The 21,509-nt window shown below is 69.2% G+C and carries 19 protein-coding genes; 11 read left to right on the top strand and 8 right to left on the bottom strand.

The features are described 5' to 3' along the window. Nucleotides 1-6: 6 nt before the first annotated feature. Genes Q7T09_RS11960 through lpxB form a run of 8 tightly spaced genes read left to right on the top strand, consistent with a single transcriptional unit; the run spans nucleotide 7 to nucleotide 8,625 of the window. Nucleotides 7-1,224: an RIP metalloprotease gene (locus Q7T09_RS11960; protein ID WP_304699916.1), complete on the top strand. Its 1,218-nt coding sequence runs from the start codon at nucleotides 7-9 to the stop codon at nucleotides 1,222-1,224. A 28-nt stretch (nucleotides 1,225-1,252) separates the two neighbouring features. After that, entirely contained in the window at nucleotides 1,253-3,658 is a 2,406-nt protein-coding gene (gene bamA, locus Q7T09_RS11955) for an outer membrane protein assembly factor BamA (RefSeq protein ID WP_304699915.1), read from the top strand. A gap of 5 nt (nucleotides 3,659-3,663) precedes the next feature. After that, on the top strand, nucleotides 3,664-4,290 hold the full coding sequence (locus Q7T09_RS11950) for an OmpH family outer membrane protein (RefSeq protein ID WP_304699914.1): 627 nt from the start codon (nucleotides 3,664-3,666) through the stop codon (nucleotides 4,288-4,290). Nucleotides 4,291-4,330: 40 nt separating this feature from the next. After that, entirely contained in the window at nucleotides 4,331-5,353 is a 1,023-nt protein-coding gene (gene lpxD, locus Q7T09_RS11945) for a UDP-3-O-(3-hydroxymyristoyl)glucosamine N-acyltransferase (protein ID WP_304699913.1), read from the top strand. Further along, on the top strand, nucleotides 5,350-5,823 hold the full coding sequence (gene fabZ / locus Q7T09_RS11940) for a 3-hydroxyacyl-ACP dehydratase FabZ (RefSeq protein WP_304699912.1): 474 nt from the start codon (nucleotides 5,350-5,352) through the stop codon (nucleotides 5,821-5,823). Before lpxD ends, fabZ begins: the two co-directional genes overlap by 4 nt. Next, a complete protein-coding gene (gene lpxA / locus Q7T09_RS11935; RefSeq protein ID WP_304699911.1) occupies nucleotides 5,820-6,617 on the top strand; it encodes an acyl-ACP--UDP-N-acetylglucosamine O-acyltransferase in 798 nt (265 codons plus the stop codon). Before fabZ ends, lpxA begins: the two co-directional genes overlap by 4 nt. Before the next feature lie 8 nt (nucleotides 6,618-6,625). Further along, nucleotides 6,626-7,459, top strand: coding sequence for an LpxI family protein (locus Q7T09_RS11930; RefSeq protein WP_304699910.1), 834 nt, complete (start codon nucleotides 6,626-6,628; stop codon nucleotides 7,457-7,459). After that, nucleotides 7,456-8,625, top strand: a complete 1,170-nt coding sequence (gene lpxB / locus Q7T09_RS11925) for a lipid-A-disaccharide synthase (protein WP_304699909.1) — start codon at nucleotides 7,456-7,458, stop codon at nucleotides 8,623-8,625. Before Q7T09_RS11930 ends, lpxB begins: the two co-directional genes overlap by 4 nt. Before the next feature lie 85 nt (nucleotides 8,626-8,710). On the opposite strand, the gene gltA is transcribed toward lpxB, so the two are convergent. Together gltA and gltX are read right to left on the bottom strand one after the other, a co-directional pair. Then, the gene (gene gltA / locus Q7T09_RS11920; protein WP_304699908.1) at nucleotides 8,711-9,994 is read right to left on the bottom strand and encodes a citrate synthase; all 1,284 of its coding nucleotides are present in this window, start codon (nucleotides 9,992-9,994) and stop codon (nucleotides 8,711-8,713) included. Between the two features lie 56 nt (nucleotides 9,995-10,050). Beyond that, nucleotides 10,051-11,454, bottom strand: a complete 1,404-nt coding sequence (gltX, locus tag Q7T09_RS11915; RefSeq protein WP_304699907.1) for a glutamate--tRNA ligase — start codon at nucleotides 11,452-11,454, stop codon at nucleotides 10,051-10,053. A 19-nt stretch (nucleotides 11,455-11,473) separates the two neighbouring features. Between gltX and Q7T09_RS11910 the strand changes: the two genes are divergently transcribed. Continuing rightward, nucleotides 11,474-13,639, top strand: coding sequence for a ComEC/Rec2 family competence protein (locus Q7T09_RS11910; protein WP_304699906.1), 2,166 nt, complete (start codon nucleotides 11,474-11,476; stop codon nucleotides 13,637-13,639). Between the two features lie 109 nt (nucleotides 13,640-13,748). On the opposite strand, the gene lexA is transcribed toward Q7T09_RS11910, so the two are convergent. The 4 genes from lexA to Q7T09_RS11890 all read right to left on the bottom strand — a co-directional run bounded on the left by lexA (nucleotide 13,749) and on the right by Q7T09_RS11890 (nucleotide 16,919). Further along, nucleotides 13,749-14,444, bottom strand: a complete 696-nt coding sequence (gene lexA / locus Q7T09_RS11905) for a transcriptional repressor LexA (RefSeq protein ID WP_304699904.1) — start codon at nucleotides 14,442-14,444, stop codon at nucleotides 13,749-13,751. A gap of 83 nt (nucleotides 14,445-14,527) precedes the next feature. Beyond that, a complete protein-coding gene (gene trpC, locus Q7T09_RS11900) occupies nucleotides 14,528-15,316 on the bottom strand; it encodes an indole-3-glycerol phosphate synthase TrpC (RefSeq protein WP_304699902.1) in 789 nt (262 codons plus the stop codon). After that, complete coding sequence (trpD, locus tag Q7T09_RS11895; RefSeq protein WP_304699900.1) at nucleotides 15,313-16,329, bottom strand: anthranilate phosphoribosyltransferase; 1,017 nt, start codon at nucleotides 16,327-16,329, stop codon at nucleotides 15,313-15,315. Before trpD ends, trpC begins: the two co-directional genes overlap by 4 nt. Continuing rightward, complete coding sequence (locus Q7T09_RS11890; protein WP_304699899.1) at nucleotides 16,329-16,919, bottom strand: aminodeoxychorismate/anthranilate synthase component II; 591 nt, start codon at nucleotides 16,917-16,919, stop codon at nucleotides 16,329-16,331. The genes trpD and Q7T09_RS11890 overlap by 1 nt, the downstream gene beginning before the upstream one ends. An 80-nt stretch (nucleotides 16,920-16,999) precedes the next feature. Between Q7T09_RS11890 and Q7T09_RS11885 the strand changes: the two genes are divergently transcribed. Continuing rightward, nucleotides 17,000-17,200 (top strand): hypothetical protein, encoded by a 201-nt coding sequence (locus tag Q7T09_RS11885; RefSeq protein ID WP_304699897.1) that lies wholly within the window; start codon nucleotides 17,000-17,002, stop codon nucleotides 17,198-17,200. A 9-nt stretch (nucleotides 17,201-17,209) separates the two neighbouring features. Here Q7T09_RS11885 and trpE read toward each other — a convergent pair whose 3' ends face one another. Next, complete coding sequence (gene trpE / locus Q7T09_RS11880; RefSeq protein ID WP_304699896.1) at nucleotides 17,210-18,742, bottom strand: anthranilate synthase component I; 1,533 nt, start codon at nucleotides 18,740-18,742, stop codon at nucleotides 17,210-17,212. Continuing rightward, the gene (locus tag Q7T09_RS11875) at nucleotides 18,739-20,670 is read right to left on the bottom strand and encodes a peptidylprolyl isomerase (RefSeq protein ID WP_304699895.1); all 1,932 of its coding nucleotides are present in this window, start codon (nucleotides 20,668-20,670) and stop codon (nucleotides 18,739-18,741) included. Before Q7T09_RS11875 ends, trpE begins: the two co-directional genes overlap by 4 nt. 137 nt (nucleotides 20,671-20,807) lie before the next feature. Here Q7T09_RS11875 and tpiA point away from each other — a divergent pair. Further along, nucleotides 20,808-21,509, top strand: a 702-nt coding sequence (tpiA, locus tag Q7T09_RS11870; RefSeq protein WP_304699893.1) for a triose-phosphate isomerase, incomplete at its 3' end; no start/stop codon positions are given.

The raw sequence follows: 21,509 nt of genomic DNA, 5'->3' as shown, positions 1-21,509 counted from the left end.
TGCGCCATGCTTCAATTCCTCCACACGGCCGTGACCTACATCCTGTCCTTCGTGCTGGTGCTGACCCTGGTGGTCACCATCCACGAGCTGGGTCACTTCTGGGCGGCCAAGAGCTTCGGCGTGGCCGTCGACCGCTTCTCCATCGGCTTTGGCCGCTCCATCGCCGCCTGGACCGACAAGTCCGGCGTCGAATGGCGGATCGGCTGGGCGCCGCTGGGCGGCTATGTGCGCTTCGCCGGCGACGAGAACGTCGCCAGCGTCCCCGACCAGGACGACCTGGAGACCCTGCGCCAGTCCATCGTGGCCCGGGAAGGGCAGGGGGGCCTGGCGCGCTACTACCATTTCAAGCCGATCTGGCAGCGCGCGGTGATCGCCGCCGCCGGGCCCTTCGCCAATTTCGGCTTGGCCATCGTCCTCTTCGCCCTACTGCTGATGACCGTCGGCGAGACCGTCCTGCCCGCCCGGGTGGATGCGGTGTCCCCGGGCAGCGCCGCCGAGCGCGGCGGGTTCCGCGCCGGCGACCTGGTGGTGGAGGCCAACGGCAAGACCATCGACAGCTTCTTCGAGCTGCAGCAGATCGTGGCCTTACGCGCCGATGTCCCTACCCGGTTCACGGTCCAGCGTGGCGAACAGAAGGTGCTGCTGACCGCCACGCCGGAGCGCAAGATCGTCAATCAGCGCCTCGGCGGCGAACAGCGCCTGGGCGTCCTGGGGCTGGCCAGCTCTGAAAAGCCCGGCGACCGCCAGGTGAAACGCTACGGCCCCATTGAGGCCCTGGTGGGCGGGGTGAAGCGCACCTGGAATGTGCTCGACACCACCGTCTACTATCTGGGCCGCCTGGTGCGCGGTCAGGAGACCGCCGACCAGCTCGGCGGCCCCCTGCGCATCGCCCAGGCCTCGGGCCAGGTGGCCGAGGCCGGCGCCGAGGGCGCCAAGGGCCTGGCTTCCCAGATTCTCGGTTCCGGCGTCGCCCTGCTGGGACTGGCCGCCGTACTCTCCGTGGGGATCGGCTTCATGAACCTGCTGCCGGTGCCCGTGCTGGACGGGGGACACCTGCTGTTCTACGCCTACGAGGCTGTGGCCCGCAGGCCTCTCGCGGCCAAGGTTCAGGCCGTGGGCTATCGCGTGGGCCTTGCGCTGTTGCTGGGATTGATGTTGTTCGCGACCTGGAACGATCTGCAGCAACTGCGTGTGTTCAAAATCCTTGGCGGTCTGCTTTCCTGACCCCCCTTTTCCGTTGACGGCAGAAACGATGCAAAGAACCCGCGCCCGTAGCGCCGCGCTCGCCTCCGGTCTCGCCCTGCTTTTGGGCTCGACCGCGCTTACCCTGCCGAGCCTCGCGTTCGCCCAGGCCTCCGAACAGGGGGGCGTGGTGCAGAGGATCATTGTCGAGGGCAATGAGCGGATCGAGCAGTCGACCGTGCTCTCCTACCTGCCGATCCAGCCCGGGGAGACCGCCGACCCGGCCAAGCTCGACCTGGCGCTGAAAGCCCTGTTCCGCACCGATCTGTTCTCGGACGTGAAGATCAACCTGATGAACGGTGACCTGACCATCACGGTCGTGGAAAACCCGATCATCAACAAGGTGGTGTTCGAGGGCAATTCGGGCCTGAAGGAGGAGAAGCTGCGCGACGAGGTCACCGTGCGTCCGCGAGGCATCTTCACCCGCGCCAAGGTCCAGGCCGACGTGCAGCGCATCGTCGAGCTCTATCGACGCTCCGGCCGCATCTCGGCGACCGTGACGCCGAAGATCGTGGAACTGCCGCAGAAGCGCGTGGACCTGATCTTCGAGATCGACGAGGGCCCCAAGAGCGGGGTGCTGCGCGTCAACTTCCTGGGCAACAAGGAATTCTCCGACAACGACCTGCGCGACGTCGTCGTGACCGAGCAGACCAGCTGGTACAAGTTCTTCTCGTCCAACGCCAACTACGACCCCGACCGCCTGGAGTACGACAAGGAGCAGCTGCGCAAGCACTACCGCAACCGCGGCTTCTACGATTTCCGGGTGATCTCGGCGGTGGCCGAACTGTCCACGGACAAGAACGGCTTCGTCATCACCTACACCCTGGACGAGGGCCCCGAGTACAAGTTCGGCAAGATCTCGGTGGAGACCGAGCTGCAGAAACTGGACAAGGATCTGCTGCTGCAGCTGGTCCCGATCCGCTCGGGCGAGCTCTACCAGGACCAGGTGATCGAGAACGCCACCGACTCCCTGACCTTCGCGGCCGGCGCCGCGGGCTTCGCCTCGGTGGATGTGCGACCGCGCTACGTGGCCAACAAGGAGACCAAGACCGTCGACGTGGTCTTCCAGGTCCGGGAAGGCCCGCGCGTCTATGTCGACCGCATCGACATCGTCGGCAACAGCCAGACCCTGGACTATGTCATCCGCCGTGAACTGAACCTGGTGGAGGGCGACGCCTACAACCGCGCCCTTGTGGACCGGTCGAAGAACAACATCCGCGCGCTCGGCTTCTTCAAGGAAGTCGACATCACGGAAATCCCCGGCTCGGCCCCGGACCGCACCAACCTGCAGGTCAAGGTCGAGGAGCAGCCCACCGGCGAGCTATCCTTCAGCGCCGGCTACTCCTCCGTCGACCAGCTCGTGCTCGACCTGGGCGTCACCCAGCGCAACTTCCGCGGCCGCGGCCAGGACGTCCGGGCCCGCATCTCCGTGGGCTCCCTGCGCCAGCAGCTCGACTTCTCCTTCACCGAGCCGCGCTTCCTGGGCCGCAACCTGCGGGCCGGGGTGGATATCTATTCCTACCGCTACGACCTGACCGACTACTCGGCCTACCAGACCAGCACGCTGGGCATGAACCTGCGGGCCGGCTTCCCGCTCACCCTCAACTCGTCGATGACCACCCGCTACGTGATCCGCAGCGACGAGGTGAAGATCGACGACTCCTACTGCGATCCGGCCTCGCCGATCGTCTCGCTGTCGCTCTGCGCCCAGCGGGGCTCCTTCGTCACCTCCCTGGTGGGCTATGGCCTGCACCTGGATCGGCGCAACAATCCGATCAACCCGACCCGTGGCTTCTCCGCCGACCTCAGCCAGGACCTGGCCGGTCTGGGCGGCGATGTGAACTACATCAAGACCGACGTCAGCGCCGGTTGGTATCATGGGTTCAACAAGAACTTCATCCTCAGCGTCACCGGCCAGGGCGGCTACATCGCCGGCTGGAGCGGCGACACCATCCGGGTCAACGATCGTTCCTATAAGGGCGGCAACAGCTTCCGCGGCTTCGAGACCGCCGGCATCGGTCCGCGCGACACCAACAACAGTCGCAGCGACGCCCTCGGTGGGCGCGCCTACGCCATCGGCTCGGTGGAGTTGACCATTCCGACCTTCGTGCCCGAGCAGTACGGCATCAAGGCCGCTCTGTTCACCGACTTTGGCACCGTCGGGCTGCTGGATGACAAGGACAAGCTTTGCCTGGTCAGCCGGGCGGCGAGTCCGAGCATTGGCGATCCAGGCTGCGTCGTGGGTCAGCCCGACCCCCTTATCTTTGACGATCTGTCCCTGCGCGCCACGGCCGGTCTGTCGGTGTTCTGGAAGTCTCCGATGGGTCCCATCCGCTTCGACTTCAGCCAAGTTTTGGCCAAAGAAGCCTACGACAAGACCGAAACCTTCCGTTTCTCCACTTCAACGAAGTTCTGACCCCCATGACGATCAAAAACCTTGTCGCGGCGACCTGTGTCGCCGCGCTTTCGCTCACCGCGAGCTCGCACGCCTTCGCCCAGGCCGCGGCGCCAGCCATCAACCACGGGCCGGCCATTCCGGGCGTCTGCGTCATGTCGATCGAGGGCGTCATCGGCTCCTCGACCGTGGGCAAGTACGTCCAGACCCGCCTGCAGCAGATCGCCACCCAGGTCGGCGCCGAGCTGAAGGCCGAGGAAACCTCCATCCAGAATGACGCCAAGGCCCTCGACGGCCGCAAGGCCACGATGGACCAGGGCGCCTTCGAGAAGGCCGCCGCCGACCTCCAGGTCCGCGCCAACGCTTATCAGCGTAAGGCCCAGCTGCGTGACCGCGAGATGCAGGCGACCCAGCAAAAGGCGCTTGGCCGCGTCGGTCAGGAACTGGACCCGATCATCCGTCAGGTTTACCAGCAACGTCAGTGCAGCGTGCTGCTGCAACGCGACGCCCTGGTCATCGCCAATCCGGCCATGGATATCAGCCCGGCCATGACGACGGCGCTGAACGCGAAGATCACCCAGTTCGCTTTCGACCGCGAACGCCTGGACCAACCGGCTGCGGCCCCTCAAGCTGCGGCTCCCGTCCGCAAGTAGGACGACTCGGGCTATGCGCGGGTCGAGCTGAGAGTGCTTGATGCCTGACCCGCGCTTTTTCGAAGATCTGGGCCCCGTCTCCCTGACGGAGCTCGCCGAGCTGACCGGGGCCGAGATTTCGGCGCCCGGGGCCGGCGCGTCCCGGGTCGCCCGCGTCGCCATCCTGGCGCGGGCCACCCCCGACAGCATCACCTATTTCTCCGACCGCAAACTCGCCGGCGACCTGGCCGAGACCCGCGCCGCCGCCTGCTTCGTGGGCCCCCGCGACGTCGACCTGGTTCCCAAGGGCTGCATCGCCCTCGTCACCCGCCAGCCCACCGCCGCCTACGCCATGGCGGGTCAGCGCCTGCACCGGCCGCGCCGGCATGTGGGCGGGGCGGTGTCGAAGGAGGCCAAGCTGGAGCCCGGCGTCGTGCTTGGGCCCGGCGTGGTGATCGGCCAGGGGGCGGAGATCGGCGCCAATACCGTCATCGGCGCCAACACCGTCATCGGCCCCGGCGTCGCCATCGGCCGGGACGGCCAGATCAGCCCCAATGTCAGCATCCACTGCGCCCTCGTGGGCGACCGGGTGAAGATCCTGGCCGGCGCCGTCATCGGCGAGGCGGGCTTTGGCGCCACCGCCGGCCCCAAGGGGGTCATCGACATTCCCCAGCTCGGCCGCGTCATCCTGCAGGACGGGGTGACCATCGGCGCCAACAGCTGCGTGGACCGTGGGGCCTATGACGACACGGTCCTGGGGGAGAACACCAAGATCGACAACCTGGTGCAGATCGCCCACAACGTCCGTGTGGGCCGCAACTGCGTGATGGCCGCCCACACGGGGATTTCCGGCAGCGTCACCATCGGCGACGGCTCGGCCTTCGGCGGCCGCGCCGGGGTCGCCGACCACGTCATCATCGGCGAGGGGGCCCAGATCGGCGCCGCCGCCGGGGTTTTGCGCGACGTGCCGCCGCGGGCGATCATGGGCGGCTATCCGGCCATGCCCATGCGACAATGGCTGCGCGAAGTCGCCTGGCTGAACAAGTCGGCGGCCAAGCGCCGTCGGGAGGAACCTGATCAATGAGCCGTAAGGCCCCCGTCAACCAATCTCCCACCGAGATCGATATCACCGAGATCGTGAAGCGGATTCCGCATCGCTATCCCTTCCTGCTGGTCGACCGCTGCGAGGACTACAAGCCCAGCGAGTCCATCGTCGGCATCAAGTGCGTGACCATCAACGAGCCCTTCTTCCAGGGCCACTTCCCGGACTATCCGGTCATGCCCGGCGTCCTGATCATCGAGGCCCTGGCTCAGACGGGCGCGGTGCTGATGTCCAAGTCCCTCGACGTGGACGTGGCCGGCAAGACCATCTTCTTCGTCTCGGTGGACAACGGCCGCTTCCGCCAGCCGGTGCGGCCCGGCGACGTCCTGCGCCTGAACGTCCAGGTGCTGCGCGCCCGCGGCGACCTCTTCAAATTCCAGGGCAAGGCCATGGTCGGCGACAAAGTCGCCGCCGAATGCGAGTTCGCCGCCATGGTGGTGGCCACCCAATGACCGCTCAGATCCACCCCAACGCCATCGTCGCCGAGGGCGCCGAACTGGGCGAAGGCGTCGTCGTCGGCCCCTTCTGCACCGTGGGCCCCAATGTCCGGCTGGGGGCCAACACCAGGCTCGTCTCCCACATCGTCGTGGACGGTCATACCGAGCTGGGGGAGGACAACACCGTCTATCCCTTCGCCATGCTGGGCGGCCCGCCGCAGCACACCGCCTACAAGGGCGAGCCCACCAAGCTGGTGATCGGCGATCGCAACACCATCCGCGAGCACGCCACCATGAACGTCGGCACGGTCGGCGGCGGCGGCGTCACCAGCGTGGGGTCGGACGGCTTCTACATGATCGAGAGCCACGTGGCCCACGACTGCAAGGTGGGCGACCACGTGATCCTCACCAAGCAGGCGACGCTGGGCGGCCACTGCCAGATCGGCGACTATGTCATCGTCGGCGGCCTGGCGGCGGTGCACCAGTACACCCGGGTCGGACGCCATGCGATGATCGGCGGCCTGGCGGCCGTGGTGAAGGACGTCATCCCCTACGGCTCGGTCTGGGGCAACCACGCCCACCTCGAGGGCCTGAACCTGGTGGGCCTGAAGCGCCGCGGGTTCAGCCGCGAGACCATCAACACCATGCGCGCGGCCTATCGCATGCTGTTCGCCGACGAGGGCACCTTCCAGGAGCGCCTGGACGACACGGTCGAGACCTATGCCAGCTGCGACGAGGTGCTGGAAATCATCGACTTCATCCGCGCCGACGGCAGCCGTCCGCTATGCCTGCCCGAGCGCGAGGTCTAGTCCCAGCCATGCGCAAGCTGGGCCTGATCGCCGGCGGCGGGACGCTTCCCGTGGAAATCGCCGAGCATTGCGAACAGGAAGGCCGCCCGGTGTTCGTCGCCCGGCTCAAGGGCTTCGCCGGCCCTGAGCTGAACCGTTTCCCCGGCGCGGACGTCGGCCTGGCCGAGGTCGGAAAGACCATCAAGGTGCTCAAGCGCGCCGGGTGCCAGGCGGTCTGCCTGGTGGGCAATGTCAGCCGACCCGACTTCAAGGCCCTCAAGCCCGACCTGCGGGGCCTGGCCATGCTGCCGGCGGTGATCGCCGCGGCCCGGCATGGCGACGACGCCCTGCTGCGGGTGGTGCTGAACGAGTTCGCCAAGGAGGGTTTCGTCATCGAGGGCGCCCACGAGGCCAAGAGCGACCTGTCCCTGGCCAAGGGGCCGCTGGGCAAGGTCGCCCCGGGGCCCGAGCACATGGCCGATATCGAGCGCGCCCTGCTGGTGGCCCGGGAGATCGGCCGCCTGGACGTCGGGCAGGGGGCCGTGGTCTGCGACGGCCTGGTCCTGGCCGTGGAGGCCGAGGAGGGCACCGACGCCATGCTCCGCCGCGTCGCCCACGTGATCCCCACTGCCATCCGCGGGACCCCAGGCGCCTATCGCGGGGTCCTGGCCAAGGCGCCCAAGCCGATCCAGGAAACCCGGGTTGACCTGCCCACCATCGGCCTGGCCACCGTCCAGCGCGCCGCCGCGGCGGGCCTGGCCGGGATCGTGGGGGAGGCGGGCCGCCTGCTGGTCCTCGACCGAGAGGCGGTGATCGAGATGGCCGACGAACTGGGCCTGTTCATCGTCGGCGTGGAACCATGACCCGGCCGCTCTGCGTCATGCTGGTGGCCACCGAGGCCTCCGGCGACGACCGCGGCGCGGGCCTGGCCAAGTCCCTGCGCGCCCGTCTTGGCGACAAGGTCCGCTTCGTCGGCGCCGGCGGAGCCCAGATGGCCGCTCAGGGCGTGGAGAGCCTGTTCGACATCGCCCAGCTCTCCATCCTCGGCGTCGTGGACGCGCTCGCCGTCTATCCCCGGGCCATGAAGCTGGTGGACCAGACCGTGGCCCTGGCGGCGCGGGAGAAGCCCGACGTGGTGGTGCTGATCGACTCCTGGGCCTTCAGCCTGCGGGTCGCCAACCGCCTGCGGAAGCTCGATCCCTCCATCCCCCTGGTGAAGTACGTCGCCCCCCAGGTCTGGGCCTGGCGACGGGGGCGGGCCAAGGTTCTGGCCCGTTCGGTGGACCACCTGCTCTCCATCCATACCTTCGACGCCCCCTATTTCGAGGCCGAGGGCCTGCCCACCACCTTCGTCGGCAACGCGGCCCTGAAGGTCGACTTCTCCGCCGCCGATCCGGCCCGCCTGCGCGCCGAGCACGACATCGCCCCCGAGGCGCCGATCCTCCTGGTCCTGCCCGGCAGCCGCCCCAGCGAGATCAACCGGGTGCTGCCGTCCTTCGCCGAGGCCGCCCTGTTGCTCAAGGCCAGCCGCCCGGACCTGGAGATCGTCATCCCGGCCGCCCCCACCGTCGCCGAGGCGGTGAAGGCCCAGGTGGCCGGCTGGCCGCGCCGGGCCCACGTGGTGGAGGGCGAACAGGCCAAGCTGGACTCGATGAAAGCCGCCACGGTGGCCATGGCCTGCTCGGGCACGGTGACCATCGAACTGGCCCTGGCCGGATGCCCTATGGTGATCGGTTATCGCATCGACAAGCTGACCTACGCCCTGGTCAACCGCCTGGTGCGCCGGCCCATCACCCTGTTCAATATCGCCGCGGGTGAGATCGTGGCCCCCGAACTGATCCAGGACGACTGCACGCCCCAGGCCCTGGCCCGGGAGATCGCCCTGCGCCTGGACGATCCCGCCCTCTGCGCCCGCCAGGTGGCGGCCCAGTTCGCCGCCCTGGAGACGATGGGCCGCGGCGGTCCCGACCCCTCCGACGCCGCCGCCGACGCTATCCTCAAGATCCTGGCCGGACGCCCAAGGGGCTGAGGTCTCGGCCGCCGCGCCTCCGCACAAAGAAAATCCGCCGCACCTGGGGCGCGGCGGATGATTTCTTGTCGATCGGGACGCAGGCTTAGCCGCGCTTGTCGATCGGCTTGTAGTCGCGGAGCGGGGCGCCGGTGTAGATCTGGCGCGGACGCCCGATCTTCTGCAACGGATCCTCGATCATTTCCTTCCACTGGGCGATCCAGCCCACGGTCCGGGCGACCGCGAAGAGAACCGTGAACATCTCGGGCGGGAAGCCCAGGGCGCGCAGGGTGATGCCGGAATAGAAGTCGACGTTCGGGTAGAGCTTGCGCTCGATGAAGTAGGGATCGGAGAGGGCGATCTTCTCCAGCTCCATGGCGACCTTCAGCAACGGGTCGTCGGAATTGCCCACCTCGGCCAGGACTTCATGGCAGGTCTTCTGCATGACCGTCGCGCGGGGGTCGTAGTTCTTGTAGACCCGGTGGCCGAAGCCCATCAGGCGATAGCGGCGGTCCTTCACGCCCTGGACGTACTCGGGGATACGATCGACGGTGCCGATCTCCTTGAGCATGTTCAGCGCTTCTTCGTTGGCGCCGCCGTGGCTGGGGCCCCAGAGGCAGGCGATACCGGCCGCGATACAGGCGAAGGGGTTGGCGCCCGAGGACCCGGCCAGACGCACCGTCGAGGTCGAGGCGTTCTGCTCGTGGTCGGCGTGCAGGATGAAGATGCGGTCCATGGCGCGCGTCAGCACCGGGTTGGGCACCCAGTCCTCGGCCGGCACCGAGAAGCACATGCGCAGGAAGTTCTCGGCATAGGACAGGTCGTTGCGCGGATGCACGAAGGGCTGGCCACGGAAATACTTGAAGGCCCGCGCCGCGATGGTCGGCATCTTGGCGATCAGCCGGTGCGACGAGATCATCCGCTGCTCGGGATCCTCGACGTTCGTGCTGTCATGATAGAAGGCCGACAGGGCGCCGACCGCGCCGACCATGATCGCCATCGGGTGAGCATCCCGGCGGAAGCCCTGGAAAAACCGATCGAACTGCTCGTGCAGCATGGTGTGGTAGGTGATCGTCTTCTCGAACTGCTCGGCCTCGGCCGCGTTCGGCAGTTCGCCGTGCAGCAGCAGGTAGCAGACTTCCAGGAAGCTCGACTTCTCGGCCAGCTGGTCGATCGGATAGCCGCGGTGCAGCAAAACGCCCGCGTCGCCGTCGATGAAGGTGATCTTGCTCTCGCAGCTCGCCGTGGAGGTGAAGCCGGGGTCGTAGGTGAAGACGTCGGCCTCGGCGTAGAGCTTGCGGATATCAACGACGGCCGGGCCGTCGACGCCCCTCAGAATCGGGAGTTCAACGGTCTTTGAGCCGATGCTCATTTTCGCCATGTCGGCCATGCCATCCCCTTCGCATGTCTGGAACAAAACGCCTGTTTGGCGAGCCTTATACCGGCTTACGCAGCGGGCGAAAGGGCATCGTCAAGCCGACCCAGACTTTCCGCTTTTCCGAGACTTACCAAGGCGCCGGCGAGGTCGGGCGCCGGCGACCCGCCCGACAGGACGCCGCGTAAGGCTGGGCCGATCTTTCCAAGGCCCACCCCCTCGCTTTCGGCGAAGCCGCGCAGGGCCGCCTCAAGGGCGACGACATCCCAATCGGCCTGGCCTGCGAGGTTATGGCGCAGGCGCGCGAAGCGTTCGCTGGTCTCGTCGGTGAGCAGGGCGAGCGTCTTTTCCGGAAGTTCCAGCGGCCGCCGCTTCAGGGCGAAGACCACGGCGTCCGCCAGCTCCAGCAGGGTCTTGGCGCCGTCGCGGACCAGCGGAATGGTGCGGTGCAGGATGTCGGCGTCGCCGTCGTGCACGGTCTCGCCCCGGCTCTTCAGGACGCGGACGGTCAGGTCGACGAGCCGGCCGATCTCGGCCTGCCGCAGATAGTGGTTGTTGATGTGGTTCAGCTTGGCCCAGTCCAGGCGGGCCGGCGCGCTCACCACGTCGGAGACGTCGAACCAGGCCTGGGCCTGCTCGTCGGAGAAGATCTCGTCGTCCCCGTGGCCCCAGCCCAGCCGCGCCAGATAGTTGCGCATCGCCTCGGGCAGGTAACCCATGTCGTCGAACTCGCTGACCGCCTGGGCGCCGTGGCGCTTGGACAGCTTGGCGCCGTCGGGGCCGTGGATCATCGGCAGGTGCGCCCAGATCGGCACTTCCCAGCCCAGGGCCTCGTAGATCAGGGTCTGGCGGGCGGCGTTGTTCAGGTGGTCGTCGCCCCGGATCACATGGGTGATTCCCATCTCGTGATCGTCGACGATGACCGCGAGATTATAGGTGGGCGTGCCGTCGGTCCGCAGGATGATGAGGTCGTCCAGGTCCTTGTTCTTGAAGGTGACGTCGCCCTTCACCAGGTCGTGGATGACCGTCTCGCCCTCCTGCGGGCCCTTGAAGCGCACCACGAAGGGGCGGTCGTTGAAATTGGCGTCCTGGTCGCGCCAGGGCGAGCGCACGGCCCGGCCCTCGGCGCGGGCGATCTCCCGCTCGGCGGTCAGTTCGTCAGGCGTCATGTAGTCGCGGTAGGCCCGGCCGCGGGACAGCAGCTCCTGGGCCGCCAGGACGTGGCGGTCGGCGCGGGCGGCCTGGAAGACCGGCTCCTCGTCCGGCGTCAGCCCCAGCCAGGCCATGCCGTCGAAGATCGCTTGGACGGCGGGCAGGGTGGAGCGCTCGCGGTCGGTGTCCTCGATGCGCAGCAGGAACTTGCCGCCCATGCGCTTGGCGTAAAGCCAGTTGAACAAGGCCGTGCGGGCCGTGCCAATATGCATGTAGCCGGTGGGCGAGGGGGCGATACGGGTGACGACGGGGCGGTCGGACATCGAACTCGGGGCTGGGGCTGTGGCGGCGCCGGCGGAGGCCGGTGCGATCGCGGCGCCTCATAACACGCGGGCTCGCAAGCTTCCTAGCGCTGCGGAGGCCCTGGCCTGGCTGCGGCGGCAGGCGGCGGCCCAGGCCGACCGGCTCAGCCTGTGGACCCCGGTGGCCTTCGGATGCGGCGCGGCGGTCTATTTCGCCCTGCCGCGAGAACCCCTGGCGCTGCTGGCGCTCGCCATCCTGGGCCTGGCCGGCGGCCTGCTACTGATCCGCGCGCGATGGGGCGGCAGCCGCGTCCTGGCCGTGGCCCTGACCCTGGCGGCCTTCGCCCTGGGCGGCTTCGCGGCGGGCAAGCTGCGCACGGAACAGGTCCGCGCGCCCCAGGCGCCCGGCGGCCAGGGCATGGCCACCATCGAGGCCTTCGTCGTCGATGTCGCCAGTCCGGGGCAGGGCGGTCCGCGCCTGTTGCTGGCGCCGATCCGGGTCGGCGGTCTGGTCCCGGAGGCGACGCCGATCCGCGCGCGCATGACACTGCAAGCCGGCGCGAGCCTCCCAGCCCCCGGGACCGCCATCCGGGTGCGCGGCATGCTCAACCCGCCCCCGCCGCCGGCCAGCCCCGGCTCCTATGACTTCGCCCGCGACGCCTTCTTCGAGGGAATCGGCGGCGTCGGCTTCACCCTGACCCAGCCGCGCGAAATCTTCGCCGAGCCGCCGCCCTGGCGACTGGCCCTGGAGATGCGGGTCAACGCCGCCCGCTGGGCCTTGGCGCGGAAGATCGTCGATCAGATGGGGGTGGAGAGCGGCGGCCTGGCCGCGGCCATGGTCACCGGCCACGAGGCTTTCGTGCCGAGGGAACAGGTGGACGCCCTGCGCGCGGCGGGCCTGGCCCACATCATCTCCATTTCCGGCCTGCACATGGCCATCGTCGGCGGCTTCGCCTTCGCCGGCGTGCGGCTGCTGATCGCCGCCTGGCCGTGGCTCGCCCTGCGTCTCTCCAGCAAGAAGGCCGCGGCCCTGGCGGGCTTCGCCGCCGTCCTGGGCTACCTGGTGCTGTCGGGCGCCCCGGCGCCGGCCGAGCGGGCGGCGATCACCGCCTGTGCCGCCTTCGGGGCCATCCTGGTGGATCGCCGCGCCATCAGCCTGCACACCCTGGCCATCGCCGCCCTGGCGATCCTGGCCCTGCAGCCGGAGGCGGTCACCGAGCCGGGCTTCCAGATGTCCTTCGCGGCCACCACGGCGCTCGTCGCCCTGGCCGAGCTATGGCCCCGGCCGGTGCGGGAGATCAACGCGCCCTGGCCGATCCGCGGCGTCCAGGCGGTCGGAACCTGGCTGGGCGCCAGCCTGGCCGCCAGCTTCGTGGCCGGCCTGGCCACGGGCCCCTTCGCCATGCAGCACTTCAACCGGGTCTCCACCTTCGGCCTGGCCGCCAACCTGCTGGTGGCGCCGATCTCGTCCTTCCTGATGATGCCGGCCCTGGCCCTGGGGGCGGTGCTGGCGCCCCTGGGCCTGGGCGAAGCGCCGCTGGGGGCGGCAGGCGTCGCCATCGACGCCATGAACCGCATCGCCGCCGCCGCCGCGAGCCTCCCCCACGCCCAGATCATCGTGGCCAGCGCGCCCGCCTGGACCCTGCCGGCGGCCTTCCTGGGAATCCTGTGGCTCTGCCTGTGGAAGGGGCCGCTGCGCTGGGCCGGTTTGCCCCTGGCGCTGGCTGTCACCCTGACCCCGCGCCCGCCCGCCCCGGACATCTGGATCGCCGCCGACGGCTCGACCCTGGCGGTGCGGGAGGGCAAGCAGGCCGTCCTCTTCCGCCCGGACGTCAAGCTGTTCGGCGCCGAGCTCTGGGCGCGGCGGCGCGGACTGGAACCGGCCGCGGACGGCCAGGCGGCCCGCGACGCCCTCTATGACTGCGACCGCTGGTCCTGCGCGCCGAGGGTGGGCTCATCTCCCCGCGTGGCCGCCGTGTTCACCCGGCGCGCCTCCACCATCGAGCGGAAGCTGCCGCTGTTCTGCCAATGGGCCGATGTGGTGGTGGTGCGAGGCGCGGCGAGCGCGACCGACTGCCCTGGGGTCCTGTTGCTCACCGAGGACGACTTCGCCCGCGGCGGCTCGGCCGAGCTCTATCGCACGGCGCAGGGCTGGAAGATCGTCTGGGCGCAGACCCTGCGGGGCCGGCGCCCTTGGACGAACTAGAGCACGTCAGGCGGAAGTGGATACCGGTTCCGCCGCCCGACGTGTTCTAATTCCTTGAATCTAGACCCTTCTTGCCGTTTCAGATGGGTCCATCTGAAACGGTCAGGGTCTAGTGATACTTGCGGATCAGGCCGACGAGGCGGCCCTGCACCTGGACCTGGTCGGGGCCGAAGATGCGAGTCTCATAGGCCGGGTTGGCGGCCTCCAGGGCGATGGAGGCCCCCTTCTTGCGCAGGCGCTTGAGGGTGGCTTCCTCGCCCATCACCAGGGCCACGACGATCTCGCCGGAGGTGGCGGTGTCGGTCTTGCGGATCACCACATAGTCGCCGTCCAGGATGCCGGCGTTGATCATGGAGTCGCCCTGGACCTCGAGGGCGAAGTGCTCGCCGGCGCCCAGCATGCTCTCGGGCACGTGCATCCGGTCGCGTTCCTGCTGGATCGCCTCGATGGGCGTGCCGGCGGCGATCTTACCGAGGATGGAGATCTCGCGGGTGTCGTTGGCGGCGGCCGGCTGCGGGGCGGACGATCCAGCCTCCACCAGCTGCGGTTTGAAGGGCGCGCGGCCCTTGGGCGGCGAGGAGGTGGTGGCCTGCTGCGGCAGCTTCACCACTTCCAGGGCCCGGGCCCGGTGCGGCAGGCGGCGCAGGAAGCCGCGCTCCTCAAGCGCCGTGATCAGACGGTGGATGCCGGACTTCGACGCCAGGTCGAGCGCCTCCTTCATCTCGTCGAAGGATGGCGAGACGCCGCTCTCCTTGATCCGCTCATGGATGAACATGAGCAATTCGTGCTGTTTGCGGGTGAGCATGGACGTAGAGCCCTTAAAGAACAAAGCAGAAACCGTGCCGATGTTCTCTAGACGTTCTTCGTTAATGTCAAGTTGACCGCAAACTAGGCCAGCAGCGCCTTGGCGGCGGCGGCGACATCGGCCTGCCGCATCAGGCTCTCGCCCACCAGCATGGCGCTGGCCCCGGAGCGCTCCAGGCGGGCGGCGTCGGCCGGCGTGAAGATGCCGCTTTCCGTGACCAGCAAGGCGTTTGCGGGCGCGAGCGCCGCCAGCCGCTCGGTGATGGCCAGGTCGATCTCGAAGCTGCGCAGGTCGCGGTTATTGACCCCCACTAGGGTCGCGCCGAGCGCCCCGGCCCGGGCCATCTCGGCCTCGTCGTGGACTTCGACGAGGGCGTCCATGCCGAATCGGGCGGCTTCCGACATCAGCTCGCGGGCGGTGGAATCATCGACCATGGCCAGGATCACCAGGATGGCGTCGGCCCCCAGCGCCCGGGATTCGGCCACCTGCCAGGGGTCCACCAGGAACTCCTTGCGCAGGGCGGGCAGGGCGCAGGCCTCCCGCGCCGCGGTCAGGAAGCTGTCGGCGCCCTGGAAGCTGGGCGTGTCGGTCAGCACCGACAGGCAGGCCGCCCCGCCCGCCTCATAGGCCCGCGCCAGGGCCGGGGGATCGAAGTCCTCCCGGATCAGCCCCTTGGACGGCGAGGCCTTCTTGATCTCGGCGATCAGGGCCAGGCGTCCCGGCGCATGGGCCCGCTCCAGGGCGGCGCGGAACCCGCGCGGCGCCGAAGCCTCAGCCGCGGCGGCCTCGACCTGGGCCACGGTGCGCAGGGCCTTCCGCTCGGCGACCTCGCCCTGCTTGTAGGCGGCGATCTTGGCGAGGATGTCGCTCACGGCGCGCTCGTGATGGCCACGAGCTGGTCCAGGGTCCGCCTCGCCCGGCCGTCGTCGATGACGGCGCGCGCCAGGTCGATCCCGTCGCGCAGGGTCTCCACCTTTTCCCCGACCAGGAAGGCGGCCGCGGCGTTCAGCAGCACGATGTCGCGATAGGCCCCGGTCTCGCCGTCCAGCAGGGCGCGCAGGGCCACGGCGTTCTCGGCGGGCGTCCCGCCGGTCAGGTCGGCCAGGGCCGCGCGCTTCAGGCCCACGGCCTCGGGGGTCACGGTGAACAGCCGCGACTGGCCCTCGCGCCATTCGGCGACCACGGTCTCCCCCGTGGTGGTCATCTCGTCCATGCCGCCGCCGTGCACCACCCAGGCCCGTTCGGCGCCCAGGGCGCCCAGCACGCGCGCCAGGGGCTCGACCCAGCGTTCGGCGAAGACTCCCATGACCTGACGCTTGGCGCCGGCCGGATTCGTCAAGGGTCCCAACAGGTTGAACAGGGTTCTGAACCCCAGTTCGGCCCGGATCGGCGAGACGTGGCGCATGGCGCCGTGGTGGGCCTGGGCGAACATGAAGCAGATGCCGGCCTCGTCCAGCGCCTGCAGCTGGCGCTCCGTCGAGGCGGAAATGTCGACCCCCAGCTCGGCCAGCACGTCGGCGGCCCCCGAGCGCGAGGACAGCGCCCGGTTGCCGTGCTTGGCCACCTTCAGGCCCCCGCCGGCGGCGACGAAGCCCACGGCGGTGGAGATGTTCAGGGTGTGCAGGCCATCCCCGCCAGTGCCGCAGACGTCGATGACGTCATGGGGATGATCCAGCGTCACCGCGGCGCGGCGCATGGCCCGGGCGCAGGCGGTGATCTCGCCCACCGTCTCGCCGCGCAGGCGCATGGCGGTGATGGCCGCGGCCACCTGGGCAGGCGTCGGCTCGCCGCGCAGGCAGGCGGCGAAGAAGTTTCCGGCGTCCTCCTCCGACAGGGTCGCGCCGTCGGCCAGCAGGCCCAGCAGAGGCTTGAAGGCGTCCGACATCAGGCCGGGACAGTCCGCGGCGCGCCGGCCAGGTCCAGGAAATTGGCCAGCAGCTGGTGGCCGCCCTCGGTGGCGATGGATTCGGGGTGGAACTGCACCCCGTGGATCGGCCGGGTCCTGTGCTGGAAGCCCATGACCTCGCCGTCGTCGGTCCAGGCGGTGACCTCCAGGACGTCGGGCATGGTCTCCTTGGCCACCGACAGGCTGTGATAGCGGGTGGCGGTGAAGGGGTTGGGCAGGCCGGCGAACACCCCCTTGCCGGTGTGGTGGATGGGGCTGGTCTTGCCGTGCATGATCGCCTTGGCGCGCACCACCTGGCCGCCGAAGGCCTGGCCGATCGCCTGATGGCCCAGGCAGACCCCCAGGATCGGCAGATCCTGCGGCGCGCCGCCGATGAGTCCCAGGCAGATGCCGGCCTCGTTGGGGGTGCAGGGCCCCGGCGACAGCAGGACCCCGTCGGGCTTGAGCCCCAGGGCCTCCGCGACCGTCAGGGCGTCGTTGCGATAGACGAGGGTCTCCGCCCCCAGCTCGTTCAGATAGTGGACGAGGTTGTAGGTGAAGCTGTCGTAGTTATCGATGACCAGGATCATGATCGTCCATCTAGGCTGTAGGCGCTCCTGCGCCAAGTCCGCGCATTGCGCCGGGTGCAAGTTGAGCGGAGGCTGTGGCCATGCCGCCCGCTGATTCCGTCCTCGACGCCGACCAGATCGCCCGCGCCCGCCTGTTGCTGGCGACGCCGGCGGCCAAGGAATCCATGTGGCCGGTGCTTTGCGCCGCGGCCTTCGCGGCCTCGACCGCCTTGACCCTGGCCACCGCCATGATCCTGGCGCCGCCGGTGATCACCCAGCACGTCGTGCAGGGCGACCGCTAGACACCTCAACTATACGAAGCGCCAGCTTTCCTCGGCCGCGCGGCGCAGGGCGCGGGCCTTGTGCAGGGTCTCGTCGTACTCGGCGTCGGGATCGCTATCGACCACCACCCCGCCGCCGGCCTGGACGTACATCATCCCGTCCTTGAAGCAGGCGGTGCGCAGGACGATGCAGGTGTCCACCGAGCCGTCGGCGCCGAAATAGCCCACGGCCCCGGCATAGGCGATGCCGCGCTTTTCCAGCTCCAGCTCGTCGATGATCTGCATGGCCCGGACCTTGGGCGCGCCCGAGAGCGTGCCGGCGGGCAGGGCGGCCATCAGCACGTCCACGGGGTCCAGTCCCTCCGGCGCATCGCCCTCGACATTGGAGACCAGGTGCATGACGTGGCTGTAGCGCTCGACGAAGAAGCTGGCCGTCACCCGGACGTGCGATCCCTTGGACGGCTTGGGGGGCTCATTGGCGCCGGGCTTGTTCAGCATCGCCACCCGGCCCACGTCGTTGCGGCCCAGGTCCAGCAGCATCAGGTGCTCGGCCCGCTCCTTGGGGTCGGCGATCAGTTCGGCCTCCAGGGCCAGGTCCTCCTCCGGCGTCGCGCCGCGGGGACGGGTGCCGGCGATGGGGCGGATGGTGATCTTGCCGTCCCGCAGACGCACCAGGATTTCCGGGCTTGAGCCCGCCAGCTGGAAGTCCCCGAAGTTCAGATAGAACAGGAAGGGCGAGGGGTTCATCCGCCGCAGGGAGCGGTAGAGGGCGAAGGGATCGCGGCTGAAGGGCGCCCGGAAACGGTGGCTCGGCACCACCTGGAAGATGTCCCCGGCGCGGATGTAGTCCTTGGCCCGCTCGACGATGGCGCGATAGTCCTCGCGGCTGACCGGGGTGGTGAAGGCGTCGGGCTCGGCCACGCCGTCGCCCGCCAGGGGCGGCGCCGGCTTGCGGAAATCGGCCATCACCCCTTCGAGGCGCGCCGTGGCGGCGTCGAAGGCTTGGCGCGCCGACAGCCCGTCGGGCCGCACCGTGGTCACCAGGATGATCTCCTGGGCGATGGCGTCGAAGATGGCCACGATCGAGGGCCGGATCATCAGGCCGTCGGGCAGGTCCAGCGGGTCGGGATTGACGTCGGGCAGCTTCTCCACCAGCCGGATCATGTCGTAGCCGATGGCCCCGAACACGCCCGCCGACATGGGCGGCAGGCCCGCCGGCAGGTCCAGGCGCGAGGCCGCCACCAGGTCGCGCAGCGAATCCAGGGCGCCGCCCGCCTGCGTGACGAACTGGCCGGCGGCGATGCCGGGCCCTTGCGCGATCTCCGCCACATCGCCCCGGCACCTCCAGACGAGGTCGGGCTTCATGGCGATCACGGAATAGCGGCCCCTCCAGGCGCCGCCCTCCACGCTCTCGAACAGGAAGGCGTAGGGTCGGCCGTGGGCGATCTTCAGATAGGCCGAGACCGGGGTCTCGAGGTCGTCGATCAGACGGGTCCAGACCACCTGCGGCGCGCCTTGGGCATATTTCTGCTCAAAGTCCGCAAACGCAGGTTCGATCGTCACTTCGCCGTCTCCGTCTTGGCGCCCTTGGCGTCCTTCTTGGTCTCGAGGGGTTCGAGGCCGAGCGCGATGCGCGCGTTGTTGGGATAGGTCTTCACCTTCACGAGGGACCGCGCGGCCTTGCGGGCGTCCTCCTGGATCTCGCGGAAGGTCCCCTCGGTCATCTGGGGACGGCTTTCCTCGGTGATGCGGGCCAGCGTCGGGCCGGTGGGGGCGCGGACCGCCTCCAGCTTGCCCACGATCAGGCCGAAGGTTGTGGCCTCGGCGGTGAACACCTCGCCGGACTTGGCGTCGAAGGCCTTGATCAGGGCGTCGCGGGACAGGACCTGGTTCTGGCCGGCGTTCTGGCGGTCGACGCCCGCCACGTGGCCCACGCGGCCGCCCACGGCGGCGGCGACGGTCTCCAGGCTCTCGCCCTTGCGGACCCGCGCGGCCAGCTCGTCGGCCTTGGCCTGCAGGCGCTTGACCATCTCGCGCATCATCCAGACGCGGGTCAGCTGCGGCTTGACCTCGGCGAGCGGCGGCAGGGCCTTGGGAATGATCTTGTCGACGCGGATGGCGTAGTATTCGCCTTGGCCGGCCTCCTCGACTTCGCTCTCCCCGCCCTGGGGCAGGCTGAAGGCGGTCTTCAGCAGCTTCTCGTTGACCCCGGCCACCGGCTGGCCCAGCGGGCTGCCGCCCTGTTCGGAGACCGGGCCGAGGGTCAGCACCGGCACATTGGCCTTCTTGGCCGATTCGATCAGGTTGGCGCCGCCGCCGTGGGCATCGTCATAGGCCTGGGTCATCTCGTAGACCTTCTCGGCCGCGGCGTCCTTGCGCAGCTCGGCCTCCAGCTGGGGCCGGATCTGCTCCAGGGTGACGGCCTGGCCGGGCGTGATCTTGCTGACGGCGATCACCGCGAAGCCAAGGTCGCCCTTCACCGGGGTGATCTGACCCACCGGCAGGCTGAAGGCCGCCTGGCCCACCTTGGGGTCGGCGATGGCCGCCCGCGGCTTGTCGGCATAGGTGATGGCGTCGACGCCCAGGGACTTGGCGATGGCGGCCGGGGCCTCGCCCTTGGCCAGGCGGGCGGCCACCGCCTGGGCGGCCGCGGCGTCCTTCACCGGGATCTGGATCAGGCTGCGGGTCTCGGGCCGCGACAGGGTGTCCTTGCGGAACTCGAAGCGCTTCTGCAGCTCCGCCGGGTCGATGGCCAGGTTGGCGCTGACCATGGCGGGGCTGAAGCGGACCACGGTCAGGACGCGGAACTCGGGCCGCGTCAGGGCCGCGGCGTTCTCCTTCATCAGGGTCGTGAGCTGGGCGTCGGTCGGCAGGGGCGGCGGGGCCACGGTGCGCGGGTCGATCGTGAAGTAGCCCACGTCGCGGCTTTCGAGCCCGTAGATCGCGCCGAGCGCGGTGTAGGCGCGGGGTACGCGCAGACCGTTGGCGAAGGCCGAGGCCAGGTGCGCCTCGGCGATCTGGTCGCGCATGATCATCTCGAAGGCCGGCGGGGTCAGGCCGTTTTCGTTCAGGCGCTGGGCGTAGAGGTTCTTGTCGAAGCGGCCGGACACCTGGTCGAAGAAGGCCGGGATCTTCTGCAGCTCGCGGGTGATCAGCACGTCGGAGGGCCGCACGCCGATCTTCCACAGCATCTCGCCGAAGGCCTCGCGGTTGGCGACGTCGTTCAGGACCCGGGTGTCCAGGCCGTTGGCCGCGGCGATCTCATTGGTGATCGGCTGGCCCACCTGCTGCTCGGCGCCTTTGCGGAAATTGTCGAACTCCCGCTTGAAATCGGTCACCGAGACCTTCCGCGATCCCGCCGTGACGACGGAGTTGGAAACCCCGCCCTTGAAGACGTCGTTGATTCCGAAGAGGGCGAAGCTGATGACCAGCAGGCCGATCAGCAGGGCGGCGACCCAGGATTTCGCGAAGGTACGGATGGCGGCGAGCATGTGGACGGTCTTCCTGGCCCCGCGGGGCGAGCAGTGGAACGGGCGGTATAGTGGAGGCCGCTTGGCCCCCGCAAGCGCGTGACAGAATTCACAAGGCGCCTTACTCGCCCAAGGAACACGACAAAAGCGAGGCCTTGATGACCGCCCCCACCCCCCTGATCGCCGGAAACTGGAAGATGAACGGGGATTCCGCGTCCCTCGGGGAGGCCCTGGCCACCGCCGCCGGCCTCGGATCGACCCGGGCCCGTGTCGCCATCTGCCCGCCGGCCACCCTGGTTTCGCGCATGGCCAATGCGCTGAAGGCCACCAATGTGCTGGTGGGCGGCCAGGACTGCCGCGCCGAGGCCGCCGGCGCCTATACCGGCGACATCGCCGCCAGCATGCTGGCCGACGCCGGCGCCGAGCTGGTCATCCTGGGCCACTCCGAACGTCGGAGCGGCTATGGCGAGACCGACGCCCTGGTGGCCGCCAAGACGGTGGCGGCCCTGGCCGCGGGCCTCGAACCCATCGTCTGCGTCGGCGAGACCCTGGAGCAGCGCAAGGCCGGCAAGGCCCTGGAGGTGGTCACCGGGCAGGTGAGGGGCTCTCTGCCCGCCGCCCTGGCCGGCAAGGCCTTCTGCGTGGCCTATGAGCCGGTCTGGGCCATCGGCACCGGCCTCACCCCCTCCACCGAGGAGATCGTCGAGGTCCACCGCGCCATCCGCGCCACCCTGACGGAAATCTTTGGCGCCCACGGCGCGACAGTGGCGATCCTCTACGGCGGCTCGGTGAAGCCCTCCAACGCCGCCGAGATTCTCCACGCCGACGAGGTGGGCGGCGCCCTGGTGGGCGGCGCCTCG

Source organism: Phenylobacterium sp. (assembly GCF_030645195.1).
Taxonomy (GTDB): domain Bacteria; phylum Pseudomonadota; class Alphaproteobacteria; order Caulobacterales; family Caulobacteraceae; genus Phenylobacterium.
This window is presented reverse-complemented; position numbering and strand designations above follow the sequence as displayed.